General features: G+C 42.0%; 14 protein-coding genes. 2 read left to right on the plus strand and 12 right to left on the minus strand.

The annotated features are described in order from the left end of the window. Positions 1-54: 54 nt before the first annotated feature. Positions 55-1212, minus strand: coding sequence for a two-component sensor histidine kinase DegS (gene degS, locus CDO84_RS17245; protein ID WP_014665563.1), 1158 nt, complete (start codon positions 1210-1212; stop codon positions 55-57). Between the two features lie 216 nt (positions 1213-1428). On the opposite strand from degS, the gene CDO84_RS17250 reads away from it, so the two are divergent. Together CDO84_RS17250 and tagV are read left to right on the plus strand one after the other, a co-directional pair. Further along, on the plus strand, positions 1429-2082 hold the full coding sequence (locus tag CDO84_RS17250; protein WP_014665564.1) for a YigZ family protein: 654 nt from the start codon (positions 1429-1431) through the stop codon (positions 2080-2082). After that, on the plus strand, positions 2082-3257 hold the full coding sequence (gene tagV / locus CDO84_RS17255) for a polyisoprenyl-teichoic acid--peptidoglycan teichoic acid transferase TagV (protein ID WP_040081662.1): 1176 nt from the start codon (positions 2082-2084) through the stop codon (positions 3255-3257). Before CDO84_RS17250 ends, tagV begins: the two co-directional genes overlap by 1 nt. A gap of 71 nt (positions 3258-3328) precedes the next feature. On the opposite strand, the gene CDO84_RS17260 is transcribed toward tagV, so the two are convergent. The 11 genes from CDO84_RS17260 to CDO84_RS17310 form a co-directional block, all read right to left on the minus strand. After that, complete coding sequence (locus CDO84_RS17260) at positions 3329-4405, minus strand: MraY family glycosyltransferase (protein WP_014665566.1); 1077 nt, start codon at positions 4403-4405, stop codon at positions 3329-3331. 144 nt (positions 4406-4549) lie between these two features. Continuing rightward, positions 4550-5743, minus strand: a complete 1194-nt coding sequence (gene tuaH / locus CDO84_RS17265) for a teichuronic acid biosynthesis protein TuaH (protein WP_082032968.1) — start codon at positions 5741-5743, stop codon at positions 4550-4552. A 28-nt stretch (positions 5744-5771) separates the two neighbouring features. Further along, entirely contained in the window at positions 5772-6530 is a 759-nt protein-coding gene (gene tuaG, locus CDO84_RS17270; RefSeq protein WP_040081660.1) for a teichuronic acid biosynthesis protein TuaG, read from the minus strand. Positions 6531-6553: 23 nt separating this feature from the next. Further along, positions 6554-7234 (minus strand): teichuronic acid biosynthesis protein TuaF, encoded by a 681-nt coding sequence (gene tuaF, locus CDO84_RS17275; protein ID WP_040081659.1) that lies wholly within the window; start codon positions 7232-7234, stop codon positions 6554-6556. A gap of 28 nt (positions 7235-7262) precedes the next feature. Then, positions 7263-8729 (minus strand): teichuronic acid biosynthesis protein TuaE, encoded by a 1467-nt coding sequence (gene tuaE / locus CDO84_RS17280; RefSeq protein WP_040081657.1) that lies wholly within the window; start codon positions 8727-8729, stop codon positions 7263-7265. Between the two features lie 84 nt (positions 8730-8813). Continuing rightward, positions 8814-10199 carry a UDP-glucose 6-dehydrogenase TuaD gene (gene tuaD / locus CDO84_RS17285; RefSeq protein ID WP_082032967.1) on the minus strand — a complete coding sequence of 462 codons (1386 nt, stop codon included), beginning with the start codon at positions 10197-10199 and terminating at the stop codon, positions 8814-8816. A gap of 61 nt (positions 10200-10260) precedes the next feature. After that, complete coding sequence (gene tuaC / locus CDO84_RS17290; protein ID WP_040081654.1) at positions 10261-11430, minus strand: teichuronic acid biosynthesis protein TuaC; 1170 nt, start codon at positions 11428-11430, stop codon at positions 10261-10263. Next, the gene (gene tuaB / locus CDO84_RS17295) at positions 11427-12878 is read right to left on the minus strand and encodes a teichuronic acid biosynthesis protein TuaB (RefSeq protein ID WP_040082503.1); all 1452 of its coding nucleotides are present in this window, start codon (positions 12876-12878) and stop codon (positions 11427-11429) included. The genes tuaC and tuaB overlap by 4 nt, the downstream gene beginning before the upstream one ends. A 55-nt stretch (positions 12879-12933) precedes the next feature. Then, positions 12934-13593 (minus strand): sugar transferase, encoded by a 660-nt coding sequence (locus CDO84_RS17300; protein ID WP_003242561.1) that lies wholly within the window; start codon positions 13591-13593, stop codon positions 12934-12936. Positions 13594-13819: 226 nt separating this feature from the next. After that, positions 13820-15310 carry an N-acetylmuramoyl-L-alanine amidase LytC gene (gene lytC, locus CDO84_RS17305; RefSeq protein WP_040081652.1) on the minus strand — a complete coding sequence of 497 codons (1491 nt, stop codon included), beginning with the start codon at positions 15308-15310 and terminating at the stop codon, positions 13820-13822. A gap of 37 nt (positions 15311-15347) precedes the next feature. Next, complete coding sequence (locus CDO84_RS17310; protein WP_040081651.1) at positions 15348-17465, minus strand: SpoIID/LytB domain-containing protein; 2118 nt, start codon at positions 17463-17465, stop codon at positions 15348-15350.

A 17465-nucleotide genomic window follows, 5' to 3' on the forward strand; every position in this document is an offset into this window, starting at 1 on the left:
ATATACTCTAGCATTCGGTCAATATGCCTTTTGGCTCTATTTTACAAATCATAGTCAAAGAGATAACGGAACCTTAATCATAATAAATGTCCCAAGACCTATTTTCGAATCTATTGTCATCGTTCCTTCCAATAAATCTACTCTTTCTTTCATGCCCAGCAAGCCGAATGATTTGTTTTTCTTCTCTTTCGCTTCCTTCAGGTCGAACCCTTTACCGTTATCTTTTATCATTAAAATCACAAAATCATTTGTGATTTCAACTTTGACTGTAATTTCTTCAGATTCAGAATGCTTTAGCGCATTAGACACAGCTTCCTGTGCGAGCCTGAAGAGCGCAACTTCAAACTGAGGCGCTAGCCGCTGATCCTCTGTTTCTCCAATACACTGAAAATGTATTTTGACCTTCCCGTTATATTCTTCGGTTGTATATAGATATTTTCTTAAAGTTGGAATCAGGCCTAGGTCATCAAGGGCCATCGGTCTTAAATCATATATAATCCTTCTCACTTCGTAAAGGGCATTCCGAACATTTTGACGGAGATTTTTAATTTCTTGGAATCCGTCCTCTGCACCCCGGTCACGGAAAATCCGCTCGATTAATTCCGATCTCATCATAACATTCGCCAGCATTTGAGCGGGTCCGTCATGGATTTCTCTTGAAACTCTTTTTCGCTCTTCTTCCTGCGCCTCAATAATTCTTAAGCCGAAATCCTGTTTTGCCTGAGCATCTGCAAGAAGCAGTCCGACTTCGCGCAGATCCTGATTCAAGTAATTAAGCACAACTGTAATTTGGCTTACTAATGATTCTGACCGCTCGATGATTTCCTGAAGCCCTAGCAATCTGCGCTCCAAATCATCCCGCCGTTCGCGCAATTGCTTCTCACGCTGCTGGATCATCGTCAATTCTACCTGCAGCTTATGGGCTTTTTCATAAGCATTGCGGATTTCCTCTTCACTGAATCTATGAAAATTACGGCTGACCTCGGATAAACGGTTTCTCGCATGGCGGGTTTGCACTTCAAGTTTATCTCCAAGCTCGATCACTTCATACACCTGCTGCTTAATTTGTTTCAGTTCTTCAACCAGCTGTTCATACTGCTGGCGTGACTGCTCCCCGATTTGAAAAACCTCGTCCTTGCTCCCGTCAACGGTTTTCAGCATCTTCATCAAAATAGAATCCAACACTTTGGAATCCATCTTTGTTTTATTCATAATTTCCCTCCGTCACGGCGTTGTCATATATTTTTATTATAAATGTAATTGATCTGCAAATTATGTCGAATTATAATGAAAGAATGCGTATATTCTAGAAAAAAACATTTTTATATACTATCTACTCTTTATGATACCAAAATACGCACAAAAATTCTAAAGACTGTACGAATTTGTATGGGCAGTCTTTTATGCTTAGCAGGAGGGTCAGCTAGCATGCTGCACAGCTATTTTACTGTGAAAGAAGCAGGAGAACACGAGATTGTTATAGAAAAATCGCGTTTTATCTGTCATTTAAGCCGTGTTTCTACCGAACAAGAGGCACAGGAATTTATACAGAAAATAAAGAAACAGCACTGGAATGCGACTCATAATTGCTCAGCTTACGTTATCGGCGAGAATGATCATATCCAAAAAGCCAATGATGACGGAGAACCAAGCGGTACAGCGGGAGTGCCGATGCTTGAGGTATTAAAAAAACGCGGACTTAAGGATACTTGCGCCGTCGTTACACGATACTTCGGAGGTATTAAGCTTGGGGCTGGCGGATTAATTCGCGCTTATGGGAAATCAGTGTCTGAAGGATTAAATCATATAGGTGTGGTAGAACGGAAGCTTATGCGTATCATGCATACTTCCGCAGATTACACATGGCTTGGCAAGATTGAAAATGAATTAAGGGAGTCACAATTTCTGTTAAAGGAAATCCATTATTCAGAAAATGTTGAATTCGAAACATACGTGGAAGAAAAGGAAACAAATGCTTTTTCTGAATGGATGACAGAACTGACAAATGGAAAGAGTGATATTAAAGAGGGAGAGTTGACGTATCTTGAAAAAGCCGTCAATCACATAAAGGAGACTGAATAATGGCTGAACGCGTTAGAGTGCGGGTGCGAAAAAAGAAAAAGAGCAAACGCAGGAAAATTATAAAAAGAATAATGTTATTGTTCGTCCTCGCATTATTAGTAGTTGTAGGGCTTGGCGGATATAAACTTTATAAAACCATTAACGCTGCCGATGATTCGTACGATGCCCTATCTCGCGGGAATAAATCAAATCTTCGCAGCGAAGTTGTAGACATGAAGAAAAAACCGTTTTCTATTTTATTTATGGGAATAGAGGATTACGCGACTAAAGGACAAAAAGGGAGATCAGACTCTCTTATTGTAGTTACCCTAGATCCTAAAAATAAAACCATGAAAATGCTGAGTATTCCGCGTGATACACGTGTGCAATTAGCCGGTGACACAACCGGAAGCAAAACAAAGATCAATGCCGCTTACAGCAAAGGCGGTAAAGATGAGACAGTTGAAACTGTTGAAAACTTCTTGCAAATCCCGATCGATAAATATGTCACAGTTGATTTTGACGGATTTAAAGATGTGATAAATGAAGTCGGCGGTATTGATGTAGACGTGCCTTTCGATTTCGATGAAAAAAGTGACGTAAACGAAAGCAAACGGATTTACTTCAAAAAAGGCGAGATGCATTTAAACGGCGAACAAGCCTTGGCGTATGCCCGAATGAGAAAACAGGATAAACGCGGAGACTTTGGCCGTAATGACAGACAGAAACAAATCTTAAACGCGCTGATTGACCAAATGTCAAGTGCAAGCAACATTGCTAAAATTGATAAAATCGCAGAAAAAGCCAGCGAAAACGTTGAAACCAATATTCGTATTACTGAAGGTTTAGCGCTTCAGCAGATTTACAGCGGCTTTACCAGCAAAAAAATCGACACGTTGAGCATTACAGGGTCTGATTTGTATTTAGGTCCTAACAACACGTATTACTTTGAACCTGATGCTACAAATCTCGAGAAAGTCAGAAAAACGCTTCAAGAGCATTTAGATTATACTCCAGATACAAGCAGCACTGGCACTTCCGGTACCGGAAGTTCAACAGATGGGACTGACAGTTCAAGCGGTTCTGACAGCAATGGCACAACAACTGACGGCACGACGAGCGGAAGCAGCTATTCGAATGACAGCAGCACAAGCTCAAACGGTACAACGAATTCAACAACTGGTTCATCCTATTAAAAAATGCCCGGTCCTTTAGAGGATCGGGCATTTTTGCGCAGAAAAAAAATCCGGCACATAAGCCGGAGTTTTTAATTCCTTTTCACCAGCCGTTTATAAAATTTCGTAAACGGTTTGAATTTTTCATTCACGAGTCCTGTCACTTCTGCTATGATTTGCATAAAAATGATTAAAATGAAGATAATAAACAAAGAGAGCCAAATTGTGGCAGTTTTAAGCACAATCGCACTGATACTGAAAATAAATCCAATCATATAAATAACTAAGACCGACATCCGATGTGAAAGGCCAAAGGCCATCAGTCTATGATGGATATGTGACTTATCAGGCGCTGAAATCGGCTGTTTGTTTAAGATTCTCCTGATAATAGCAAATGTTGTATCAAAAATCGGTACGCCTAATATAATAATCGGGATAACGATACTGAACAATGTGACACTTTTATACAAGCCTAATAATGAAAGAATCGAAATACTATACCCTAAAAAAAGTGAGCCCGTATCTCCCATAAAGATTTTTGCCGGATGAAAGTTGTAAAACAAAAATCCAAGCGTGCTGGCAATAACAACTAATGAGAGTGACAGAATGAGCACTTTTCCGCCGGATAGCGCCATGACAGCGATCGTTGACAGGCCAATAACAGAAAGACCGGCAGCAAGGCCATCCAATCCGTCAATCAGGTTAATTGCGTTCGTGATGCCGACAATCCATAATACGGTCAGCGGATAAGCCATCCATCCTAATTCAAATCGTTCTGTTAAAAAAGGTACTGAGAAAAAGTCCATTTTTAAGCCAGTGCTTACAATCATAATGGCTACACCTAATTGAATCAAAAACTTCACTTTTGCACTTAATTGATATTTATCATCAAGAATACCTAACACAATTATGATGAATGCTCCGACTGTAATAGCCGTCATCCTTGTTTCAGTGTATATACCGGATGCAAGCACGCCTGCAACCACCCCGATAAATATGGCCAGCCCGCCCATCCGGGGCATGATTTTGTCATGTACTTTTCGATTGCTGGGCTGGTCAACTGCACCTATTTTAATCGCAATCCTTTTTACGATTGGGGTTATGATTAAAACTGTCAGCAGCGAGACAATAAACGCAACAACAATGCGAATCATGCGTTCGTCAAGCATAAAGAAGTCTCCTTTGGAATTAAATAAAGTCTTTATTTATATAGAGAACCGTTCCTTCCATTATACCTTCTCCTTAGTTATTATAACAAGCTTCATCAAAAAGAAACACGTATAATCAAAAAACGCGCATCCCAATTTATAGGACTACGCATGTTTTTGAATCCCTGTATATTTCATAATTTGTCTAAATAAGCAATCCCAATCTTGGGTGCGGGCGATGTTTCGGCGCATTTCTTTATAGGTCTCGTCTCCGTTTTGTCCGAGAACTTTTTCACAAGCGGCTATAAAATCAATCGGATGATCGCCCTCTACATATTCGTATACATAAGGCTTTTGCATTTTTGAGGTTGACGGAAGATTAGTGCCTACAACAGGTTTTCCTGCTGCTAAAAATTCAAATAGTTTCAGTGGAAACACAGCTTGGTTATACGGTGATTGTTTATATGGCATGATGCCAATGTCGATAAGCTCCATAAAATGAGGCACTTCTTTTGGATCTGCCGGACCGGTCCATATAACATTGGGAAGTCTCAGCAGCTCTTGAAACGAAACGTCACCATTAGTGGCATCCGGGCCAACCCATAAAAATGTCCAATCAGGCTTTTGCAGGGCGGCGGCTTCAATCATTTTAAAATCGAGCTTCGGTTTAATCCCGCCAATAAAACCTAACACCGTTCCTTCTCTCCCCTGCAGTATACTGCGATCGGGAGCTTGTTTATGTGCAGAAAACAGCTCAAACTCCACACCGTTTTCCACAGTATGAACCTTTTCTCGTCCCGCAGTCAGTTTTTTGCCTACTTCCTTATGAAGATAATCAGATGAACAGGTAATTGAATCTGCTCGTTGTATAATTCTCAGCTCTGCCGATTTTATGACTTTTCGCCGGAATTCAGACAGCAGATTTGAACGCCCGCTGATCGGCGCAGCCCATAGGTCACTGCAATCATAAATGACCTGATCCCAAGAATACAGCCAAGACAGCAGCGGGAATCCCGGAAACGTGTACCATAAACAGCAGCGTTCACCGTTTGAAGAAGCAGATGCAAGCTCATCGAGTAATGGCGAGAGCTTATGTCTGTAAAAAACATCTGTATATCGTCCAAAACGAAACATTTTTTTCTGCAGCAGGTCTTTGACAGCGAATTGCCTGATGCCAGAATGAACTTCTTGAAATTCTTTCCCTTGGGCACGCGGAGCCGGACATACCCAAATGACTTCCTTCGTTTCCTCTTGAGCAGCTAAAAATTCTGCCAGCCGGTGCCTTCTGTATCTCAATTGGTCTTTTCCCCATTCAGCAGTGGCAACGATGACATGAATGATTGCTTCTTTTGTTTCCACCTTCATCACCTTTTCTCTCTGTTTGCGGCTATAATCTTTTTTTCACCGCGTTTTTTGCATATTGAACAAAACACCATGTCGCTTTCATGAAGTGAAGCCGTTCGATTTCCCTGTAGACAAACCACGTTTTTTTCGCAGCCTTCCATTTGTTGCTGGATATTGAGTTGTCGACAAGCCGATATTCAGCAAGGCATTCATTCATTCCATAGGCAGTAAATCCTTTTTTTAAAAGAGACAGCCATGTGGCTAAGTCCTGTCTCGTTCTTATATTTGGCATTTGGATCTGTCCCGTTTGCTCCCTGTCAATCATCACCGTCAAGCAGCCGATAATTGTATTTTTCAGAGCGTCATCGTACGTCAGACTTTCAGGCGCATGAATGAATTTATCGAGCGGGGTTCCGTCCTGCTCCATTAAGCTGTAGCCTGTGAAAGAAAACGCACAGGAGCGCTCCATCATAAACGCGAGCTGCTTTTCCAGTTTGTCTTTTTTCCATTTGTCATCACTGTCCAAAAATGCTACATAGCGTCCTTGGGCGCGTTCCAATGCTTTGTTGCGAGCAACCGCAGCTCCGCAGTTCTCTTCCAGATACACCACTTGAATTCTTTCGTCTATTTTTTCATACTGCTGTAAAATGTCGCGGGTCCCATCCGTTGAGCAATCATCCACGATAATCATTTCCCAATGAGGATGGCTCTGATCTAAAACCGAATGAACCGTGTCTTCAATATAGTCACGTGCATTATAGGAAGGTGTAATGACAGATACGAGAGGTTTCCAATTGGTCATGATCACATCTCCATCGTATGATTTTAAAAGGATTCTCTGAAAAATTCAGGAATGACAACGAACATAAAGGCAATCGTAAGGCCAATCATAACGCCGAGAACTGCTTTCTTTTTCGGAGACATTCCGCCGCCTGCTGTCTCACTCACGGTTTCAGAATCTGTAACACTGGCCGCTTTTAGATTAAGCTGAGTATTTTTAAGTTCATACAAAAATCTCTCTTTATCCACTTTGGAATCCTCGCTCACCTTCTCGCCTTCAAGCGCATCGATGCTGCTGCGGATGACGGCTTCTCTTTCTGCATACAGCTTTTGATCGTTTTTGAGAAAGGTGGAGGAAATGGCGTTTAGGACAGATTCAGTTCGATCCTTATCCTCGTCGCTATAGTTTAAAGTCAGTAACGATTTAGATTCTGTTTTGATTGTAAGCTTCTCTTTGATTTCTGCTATATCTTCATCCTTTTCATCAGGAAGCGCCTCCTTCAAAAAAGAATCGCTCTTTAGCAGAAGCGGAATCTCTTCTGTGCTGTTATAAACCGGATGATCATAGCTCCCCACAGCCAAAGTATCTTCAGCTGTATAGCTCTTTTGACCAGCGATTTGTGACGGCAGGATATACCCCGCCGCACCTAATATAATTGGCACCGCTATGATCCAAATGATATTTTTTTTTATGCGACGGGCTATTCTTATCAATATATCGTTCATATAAGTCTCCCTGCTTTTTGTAGTCTGTTTATCTGTACATCGGCTCAGGCATTTGTCTGGACCGCCTTAACACATTCACGGCGGCGATGACGAGCGCCATAAACACCCAATGGAAAAATAAATTTGAAACAGAGCTTGGGCTGATACTTGATACCAGGAAACTGACCATAGCGGTAATAAGCCCTTCTGTGATCAGTTTTGACTGATTTTCTAATTTTCTTTCATAAAACTTGTAAAGCACCCATATGAGGTAGGCATAAATGGACAGATATCCCAGCATGATGAACAAGCCAAAATTAGCAAGAATTTCAACGAGCCAGTTATGCACCTCTGCCACATTGTCCGTATCATATAAAGCATAATGCTCAAGATAATAGGATACATTTCCTGCCCCGACTCCGAATCCGTATGAATCCAGGAAGAAATGCCAAGCGTTTTTCAGCAGATTGGCCCGGGCCACATTTGATGGAAGCCTGTCATGAAATGAATGCAGCGTCTGCGGGGCCAGAAACAGCTCCCAAAACTTCGAATACATTTTGCTGGCGAAAAGAACTGCGAAAAGAGCAATTCCCGCCGCCGACAGCCAGATGGCCATTTTCTTTAAAATAGGCGGCAAAACAATGAAAATGTAAACTGCAACACCTGCAAAAATCCCCAGAAGACTGGCTCTTGAACCAGTAGCAAAAATTAAATACAACGCACAAAGCGAGAGCACAAGGCCAATCGCCTTGATGTATCCATTCTTACTGTTTTTCATCATTGTGATGTAAAAAAAGAAGCTGATCGATAAAAAGGTCGCAAAGTCATTTTGATTAAAAAAGACTGATGTCGGATAATGCTGCTTATACTCCGGTCCGCTGTACAATGTGGAACTCGCAAGATGATGGTGGGTGATATGATTGTAAAAACCAATGATCATCAGAAATACTGTCATCACCAGCCAAATGGCATAAACAATCATCAGCCGCTCGATTTTTTGCACGTACATGACAATGAGATAAATGAAGAAAATGCCCATTGCCAATAAGGCCAAATATTTGAGTCCGGCTGTTACCGATTTGGCCCACAGCAGAGAAACAAGGCCGTATATAAACCAAAAGGCGAAAAAGAGCAATATCCCTTTCACTTGCAGCCCATTCCATCTTTCGATATGGGTACGATTCCGAACCATGCCAATAATGTGAAGGCACCCGGCGGCAATGAGTAGAAGCCTGTAAAGGAACAAACTGAAAAATCCAAGATGAATGGCGAAAAATGCATTATTTAAAAAAGTGCAGGCGATCAAAATATAGATTACAGCCATAAAGAGCCGTTCTTTTGTTGTAAATGCGGTTGCAAGCGCCAGCGCGAACAGACCAATTGCCAACACCGCAAGCACAGCGGCCATCTGCACGAAACCTATATCTTTATGGATGGCTCCCACTAATAGAACGACTCCTAATATAGCAGCGGCCAGTAACGCTAGCGTATGGACCGCTGATCGTTTGATACTCACATGTTTAACCCCTTTCCTGATGTTTCAGGAGCCGGCGGCCGAGCCTAGCAGCCGGCAGCTTCAGCCAAGTAATACTTTTTCTTTTTATAAATTGACGCTCCCAAAGTCTTTAGCCAATTCCTCAAGCGGCAAACCCGGAAAATACTTGTCAGAGGGTTCCGTTCCTCGAACAGCGGGACGGCCGATAGAGTGGTAAATGTATCCGGCTGCCTGCATCTCTTCAAGTGAAAATAAATTTCTGCCGTCGATGATGATGGGCTGTTTTAAGAGGGTTTTCACTTTCACAAGCTCCATTTCTTTTACTTCCGGCCAGTCTGTTAAGATGAGACATGCATCTGTCTGCTCAATCGCAGCATACACATCTGTGTAATACTCGACCTGTTCGCCAAGGATTGCTGAAGCTTCAGGAATGGCAATCGGATCGTATGCTTTTACATGGGCGCCCAGCTGCTGCAGCATCGGGATAATATCAAGCGCTGGAGCAGATCTCACATCGTTCGTATTCGGTTTGAAGGCCAATCCAAGGACTGAAATGGTTCTTCCCTTGATGCTTCCCATAACAGTCAAAAGTTTATCTACAATATGAACACGCTGCTTTTCGTTCGTTTCAATGACAGCTTCAATGAGCTTGAATGGATAGCCGGCCGATTTTGCGATTTGCAGCAGCGCAGTTGTATCCTTAGGGAAGCATGAACCGCCAAACCCAATACCAGCTTTAAGGAACTTTCTGCCGATCCGGCTGTCAAGCCCAACGCCATCAGCAACCTTTGAAACGTCTGCGCCGACTCGCTCACAGATGTTTGCAATATCGTTGATAAAGGAAATCTTTGTTGCCAGAAATGCGTTCGCAGCGTATTTAATCATTTCTGCACTTTCTAGATTTGTTTTAATGACAGGAGCATGGAATGGCTGATGCAGATCCTCAATGATGGCAGCGGCTTTATGACTTGTTGAACCAATCACGGCACGCTCCATATTCATCGTGTCATGAATTGCTGATCCCTCCCGAAGAAATTCAGGGTTAGATACAACATCAAAAGAGTATCTTCCCCTTGAGGCTTTTTGAACGATAGATTGCACCAGTTTCCCTGTTCCGACCGGGACTGTGCTTTTATTTACGATCACTTTGTAGCCGTTAAGATGCTCACCGATTGTTTTCGCCGCCGCTTTTACGTACGTTAAATCAGCTTCACCTGTTTTTGACATAGGCGTTCCGACTGCAATATATATAATATCTGAGGCTCGAATGGCGGACGGGATATCGTTCGTAAAGGTCAGGCGCTGACCCAGCACATTTTTTTCAACTAAGTCTGCAAGCCCTGGTTCATAGATTGGGATTACTCCATTTTTCAGACTTCTGATTTTTGATTCGTCGATATCACAGCAAACAACTTTATTGCCGATTTCCGCAAAGCAAGTGCCTGACACGAGTCCCACATAACCTGTTCCAATCACAGCTATTTTTTTCACAGCGCTCATCCCTCTCCTGTAAAATGATCTTCCTATTTATATTGGTCGCAGTTTCTGACGATTAAACGGACGTTTTCATGACCGTCTGATACTGATGATGCAAGGCCTTGGCATTTTTTCCTGCGTCAAATTGAGCCTGCACAGTTTCATACAAATCATCTGCCACTTCAGGCTTCCATACTTGCTCATGTTCGTACCGAGTGATCGCTTCCGCCAAGGCTTGAGCGGATTTTGGCTTAATCAGCAGATGCTGGTGCTTTCCGAATAAAGATGCCACTCCGCCAACATCTGTACAGATGACAGGAATCCTTAACGCCAGCGCCTCAATTACAACAGTCGGCATTCCCTCACTGTAAGAAGGAAGCACGAATAGGTCTGCCGCAAGCAAATAGTCTCTTACCTGATGATTTGGGACTTGGCCTGTGACGATATGCCCCTTCTGCGTCAGCATCAATTTTGCGGGACCATCCCCAACAAAGACTGCCTGAGGAGGGTCCTGCAGGGATTCGATGGCTTCGGACAGTTCAAAAATGCCTTTCTCCCTGACCAGCCGGCCGACATAGACAGCCAGACGCTGATCGAGTGGCAGCCCGAGTTTTTTTCTGAGTTCTTCTTTCGTCTGCTCATTTTCCTGAAAGCGGCTGAGCTGTATGCCGATCGGCAAAACCGAGCTGTCAAAGCCCGAAAGCTTTTTGGCTTCTTCCTGAAGTTTGTGGCTGACTGCTAAAACGGCTGACGCTGAACCTACGGCACGCTTGAAGGCTTTAAACGCTCCTTTGCTGTAATGCGGATAGACATTCACATCACTGCCATGCAAGGTCAGGACATAAGGAATTCGCATTGACTCTGACACGACTGCCGCAGCCCCGCCCGATGGCATGGCAAAATGCGCATGGATCAGATCCGGATTTAGGTCGCGTTGTTTCATGGTTTTTATAACCGCTGATGCAATTCTCCGGTGAGGCTGCGCCCACTTCAGCTGGCCGGGAACTGCCCGGTAGAAAGGCCGGTAAACCGGTATCCCCTTCCTAATCTCATACTCCGGTCTGGCATCCTTTTTACGATATGTCTTTTTCAGCATACGGACAGGTGCTGAATGAAAAGGCCTTGGGCATATCACAGTGATATCAAGCCCGAGTTTCTGCAGCTCTTGCACCTGTGTCTCATGGAACACACCTTCACCAGGTTTCAGACTGCTCGGATATACGCTTGTGATCCACAAAATCTTCATGACAAACGTCCTTTTCTTAGTAGTTTGCTTTTCATTTGAGGGTACGCTTTTACCAAAAGAAAGAGATAGCACAGCGCCCCGGCCGCAACTGAAATGGCCAGCCGCATTTCTGCCTGCATACTGAAGTGTTCCGTACTCAGGCTTACACCAAACGCGATGATGCCCATCGCCGCAGTAATCAGAAACGGCTTCATAATCGACTGGAAATAAGCTGAAAGGTTAAGCTTGATGACATATGCCAAAAGCCAGCGCCCGATCAGGAAATTAACAACGCTGATAATGGCATACACCCATGCGACTGTCAGCAGGCTTCCCGTCTGTACAGCTGCAAACAGTGATAAGCCGTACAGCAGCAGCACGCCGGAATCCCAATAAAACGCTAAGTCAGCTCTTCCTTTAGCCAGCAGCACAGATCCATTTGGATTCATAAGCACTCTTAGTATTCCGACAATCGCCAGAACATTTAGGATCGGAACAGCAGCAAGCCATTTTTCTCCGAAAACCGCTGTGATAAAAGCGTCGGACACAGATACGAGCCCGATTAACAGCGGAAACGAAACAAGCGCCAGCATTTTTGTCATATTCAGAAAGCCTTCTCTGATCACGCTGTTTTCATATTTGTTTTTTGCGAAAACAGGGAATGCCACCCGTGTGACAATCGGATTGATCTTCAAAACCGGAATGGTGACTATCTGATAGGCGAGGTTATAAATCCCCAATGCTTCAGCACCAATAAACCGGCCGATCAAAATCATATCGATATTAGCTCCCAGCCTGTTCACAAGACGGGAAGAAAGCTGAAAGGCTCCAAAAGAAAAGAACTCCTTCATGCCTCTCAAATCAAAAACAAAAGCAGGATGCCACTTTTTCCGATATACAGCCCAATATAAAATCCCTTTACTGGATTGGAGCAGGACCTGAGAAATGACGTACGCCAAAATCGCATCCATCATAAAAACCGCAATCGCTAAATATCCGAATGACAATACATTTGAAAAAATCTCTATTTTGCTTAACGTATTAAAATGCAGCTGCTTTTGCAGCATATACTGGTACTGCTGTCCAATCGGCGCGATCAAAAACATAATCGCCAGAATCCGAACTAGAAACACCAGCTCTTCTCTTTGATAAAATCCCGCAATGACAGGACTGCTCACATATAAAAGAACAAACAGCAAAACGCCCGTCATAATGTTAAGCCAATACAATGTGGATAGCTGACGCTCCGTCGCGTCGTCTCTCTGAATTAACGCTGCGCCAAAACCCATATCAAGCACAATCTGGGCGAAAACTGTAACCGTTGTGATCATGCCGACGAGCCCAAATTCTGTTAAGGTCATCATATTTCCAAGCAGGGCAAACTGAACAATTTGTATGATTGTAATACACATAGTTGAAATACTTGTCCACTTTGCGCCGCTCATAATTTGTTTTGTAATACTTGGCATCATATTCCCTACTTCTTTTTAAGCTCAGATTGATGGTGAATACCGGCATTCCATTTTATCTTGCACCATCACCTGTCCAGACTACTTTACAAGTTTTTAACATAATTTTTAATTCTAAAGTGAAAGTCAGGTTGCGAATGTAATATAAATCAAATATCAGCTTTTCCTTCGGCGTCATATCGTAACCGCCGTTCACCTGAGCCCAGCCGCTCAATCCCGGTTTAACAGCCAGACGCTGCGTAAAGCCCGGAATCTCATTCTGGAATTTTTCCGTAAAAACGGGACGTTCCGGACGAGGGCCAATCATACTCATATCGCCTTTCAACACATTAAACAGCTGAGGAAGCTCGTCAATTCTCGTTCTTCTGATAAAAGCTCCGATCCTTGTCACCCGCGGATCTTGCTTCTGTGCCCAAACCGCACCAGACTTCTCGGCATCTATTTTCATGGAACGAAGCTTATAAAGCTTAAATGGTTTCCCGCCTTTCCCTACGCGTTCCTGCGTATAAATGGCAGGCCCCGGCGTCTCCAAACAAATCAATATTGAAAATACCGCAATCATTGGCAGCGCAATCGCCAACCCAATGAGCGCAAACCAAATATCCATTACGCGCTTTATTGCCAAATAACGAGCCGTCTTTTCAGATAATGTAAAAGAATGTATTTGCTGAACTGAGAATTCACGACTCACATTCATGCTTTTCTCTGCACTCACTGACACACACCTCACGATTTGTTTGGGATGTTATGATGACCTATGCCAGTCAGTTTAGCAGACGGATGTTAATTGGATGTAAATGGTATGTTAAGAAGTGTGAATTACGTGTTTTTTCTGATAAATGTTGTTAATACTCTTTTACTATTTTATATACAAGTCCTATTTGTTTTAATCATTTCATATAAAAAAGAGACAAATCTGTGATTAGATTTGTCTCTTTCGATTATCTGTAATAAGATACTGTGCCGTCATGAATAGCTTGTGCAGCTTTATCTTTATAAACCGCTTGCTTCAATTTACTCGCATCGGATGCATTAGTGATAAAGGCAGTTTCAACTAAAACACTCGGCATTTTAGAATATTTAATAACGTAGAAAGCAGCTGTTTTTACTCCCCGGTCTCTCGTTCCAAGATTAGTAGCTAACTTGGGTTGAATTTGTTCAGCTAGCCTCCTGCTATTTGTTGCTTGATATGTTGCATCGTAGTACGTCTCACTTCCATCTGGTGAGGAGCTGTCATTAGCATTAGCATGTATACTGATAAATAAATCTGCTTGTGCTGAAGCTGCTTTATTTACTCTCTCCTGTAAAGAATAAAACGTATCATTAGATCTCGACATGACTGGAAGAGCACCTGAAGCATCTAGCTTTGTATTGACTCTTTTCGCTATATCAAGGTTGACTTCTTTTTCGAGGAGTCCATTGCCGATTGCTCCTGAATCTTGATCACCGTGACCCGGGTCAATAAAGATTGTTTCACCAACTACCGGATTTTTTAGCTGATTAGCAACCTTGGTGCTTACAGCAGGAGTGTTTCCGATAATCGTGAAGTTTGACATGTTTTTACTTCCAATGATTTTACGGGCTCCTGTAGATAAATTTTCACCATTTGTAAGGATAAGAGATTGCTTCTTCTTAGCTGCCAGTGTAGCTCCTGCAATAGAGTCAGGATAGCTGAATCCATTGCTTACATATACGGTGCTTGTTGATAAATTAAGTTTTTGTACGATATTTGCAGCAAGCTCATATCTGTTTGAACCGCTAATTCTTGTAGGAGAAGGTAACTTGTTGTATACCGTATTGCTGATACTTCCAGTTCCTCCAACAACAACGGTACTCGAAATTCCCTTATCTTTTATCACGGACGTTGTCGCACTATTTATAGATGTTTTATTTGTAAAAAGAATTGGATACCCGTTTTTCGCTGCATAAGGAATGACGGCCGGAGCGTCTGCATATAAAAAGCCATTCAAAATAACAGCTTTTGAAGTCGCACCCATCGCTTTTGCCACCCGTGCAGCCGTATCATAACGGTTGCTTCCTGCAATTCGTTTAATACTTATCCCCAAACTTTTAATCTGGTTAGCAGTGTTGGAAGAAACAGCAGGTGTTCCGCCTACAATAATTACATTTTTAGTCTGCATCTCTTTCAATCTTGTTTTCGTTTCATACGAAAGCTTATCAGAGTTAGTGTAAAGCAGTGGCGCATTCTTCTGATAAGCAAGAGGAGCTGCTGAAATTGCATCTGCATAAGAACTCCCACCGACAATTACAGCTGTACTTGCAGTTGAATACATTTGCTTTGATATTTGAACAGCAGTGCCGTATCTATTGCTTCCCCCGACTCTTTTCACCGAGTTATCAGCCAAAGCTGTTGGTACAAAAAGTATGAGTCCCAAAAAACACATTGTTAGGACTTTTATATAAGAACGCAATTGATTTCCTCCTTAAAAGGCGTTTATCCTAAAATAATTAATAAGTTGTCAGAGTTGTACCTGGATAGTAAAATTTCAAAATTGAACTATATGAATCTCCAGCTTCTGCTCTTGCTTTTGCTCCATATTGACTCATTCCGATCCCGTGACCATATCCTTTACCGCTTATTGTGTACTTTGAAGTATCTTTTTTTACAGCCACATAAGTACTTTTAAATACAGTCGCTCCAATCATTGTTCTTAACTCACTCGTTGGTACACTTATGGTTGTAATTTTGCTCAAGTTATAGGAGCCAGTACTGCTTTTAACAAAATACTTCACTTTCATTGATGCTGTTTTAGCGCGCTGCCCCTGCGTCGTACCGCTAAAGCTCAAATCTTCAATACTTGCAATTTTGACAGAATCAGCGCTTGTTTCTTTATTTTTCAAGATCCAGTTCTTAACTCCAGAAAGTCTTGCAGAATCAGTTTCAGTTGCTGAAGACCACCAAGAAGAAGGCTTCGTTAAGTCCAGAGAATTCGTATCTAGCTGTTGTTTTGCTAAGGTAAGCGTCCAGCCAATTTGAGGATCCTTTGTATCTTTTTTTGCAATCAAGTAAGGTACGCTTGACGACCATACTTCATTACTAGCTTCTGTGTAACCTCCATTACTGGAAGAATAAGCTGCAGTTATAAGTGATCCATTATATTTCAGAACTTTCCCTTTCGTTTGCTCAACCGCTTTATTGGTATTTGAATTCCAACTGTATCCTCCATAAACTTGAAAAGCGGTTGTATCAGGTACAGTAGCTCCTGTTTTTGTTATTGAGTACGTTCTTGCAGCAACAGTTTGTGCTTTAAGAGCCTCAAGTGACCAGCTAGCAGGCATTTCATTCGGAATCACTCCTTTTAAGTAATCCTCAAATGGAATATTTTCATTTACCGGTCGGATATATTTAGTAGATTCAATTGAGAAATTAACCGTGCCAAGATACTGCTTTCCATCAAGACTAATCCTGTTTGAAGTAGAATAGTTTTCTGGTTTAATTCTTAGAGAGTTTCCGTAAGTTTTGATGTTTGCAAGATTTAATTTTCCGCTGCTGATTTTTAAATTATAGGTGTTACCGTTAGCTAAATAAAATTCATCAGCAAGTGAATTCTCAACTTCAGCAGAAATTGAACTGGTACTTCCAATAAAGTCGTATGCATATGTGGCTTTATCTTTCGTTATACTTTTAGCCGCAGCCGGAACGCTATCTTGTTTAATATATAAAATTTGGCTGTTTTTCTTCGAGGCAAGCGTTGCGCCTACCAATACGTCTGCATATTTTGTCCCGTTCGTCATTACGACTTTATCAGCCTTCAACTTTAGTTGTTTAATTATATTTGCCGTGAGTTCATATCTGGTCGATCCAGGAATCCTTTGCACAGTTGAAGTTTTTTTAATTTGGTTTTCTACACTATCACTGACGCTAAATGAACTGCCTATAATGATGACTTGTTTTGGCAAATCATAATCCGGAAGCTTGTCTTTATCTGTAAGCAAAATAGGATATCCGTGTGCTGCTGCATATGGAGCAATGGCTAAAGCGTCTTGAAAAACTCTTCCGGTTACAACGATCGCTTTATCATAGCTGCCCATTTGCTTTGCAATGTTTTCTGATAATACATATCTATTTTTTCCGCTTATTCTTTTTACAGCGCCATATGATTTCAGCTTGTTTTCTACATCTTTTGAAATGCTTCGCGCTCCCCCAATGATTAAAATATTATCAGGGCTATACTTAGCAATTTGTCTTTCAGTAGTCTTTGTTAACGTATCAGGCTGAGTAAATAAAACTGGCGCATCCAGCTTTTTTGCCAACGGAATAACAGGCAATGCATCAATAAAAATATCTCGGTTTACCAATATCACTGTATTAGGATTTTTCCACTGACTGCTGGATGCAAGAGTTGCAGTTTCATAGCGTGAAGCGCCTGCAAAGCGATTTGTAACAGCAACATTATCTCCAGTTACTTTATAAAATCCTGTAGGCGATAGACTGATGCTTGATTTATTTCCAATATAATTTGACAACTTAACTGAGATGTTTGAGTCTGCTGCAAAAGTAATTGATGGAATCAATAATAAGATTGCAGCAAGTGAACACACTATCAATTGTTTGCAAGATTTCAA

The sequence above is a fragment of the Bacillus sp. MD-5 genome (assembly GCF_002201875.1).
GTDB lineage: Bacteria > Bacillota > Bacilli > Bacillales > Bacillaceae > Bacillus > Bacillus stercoris.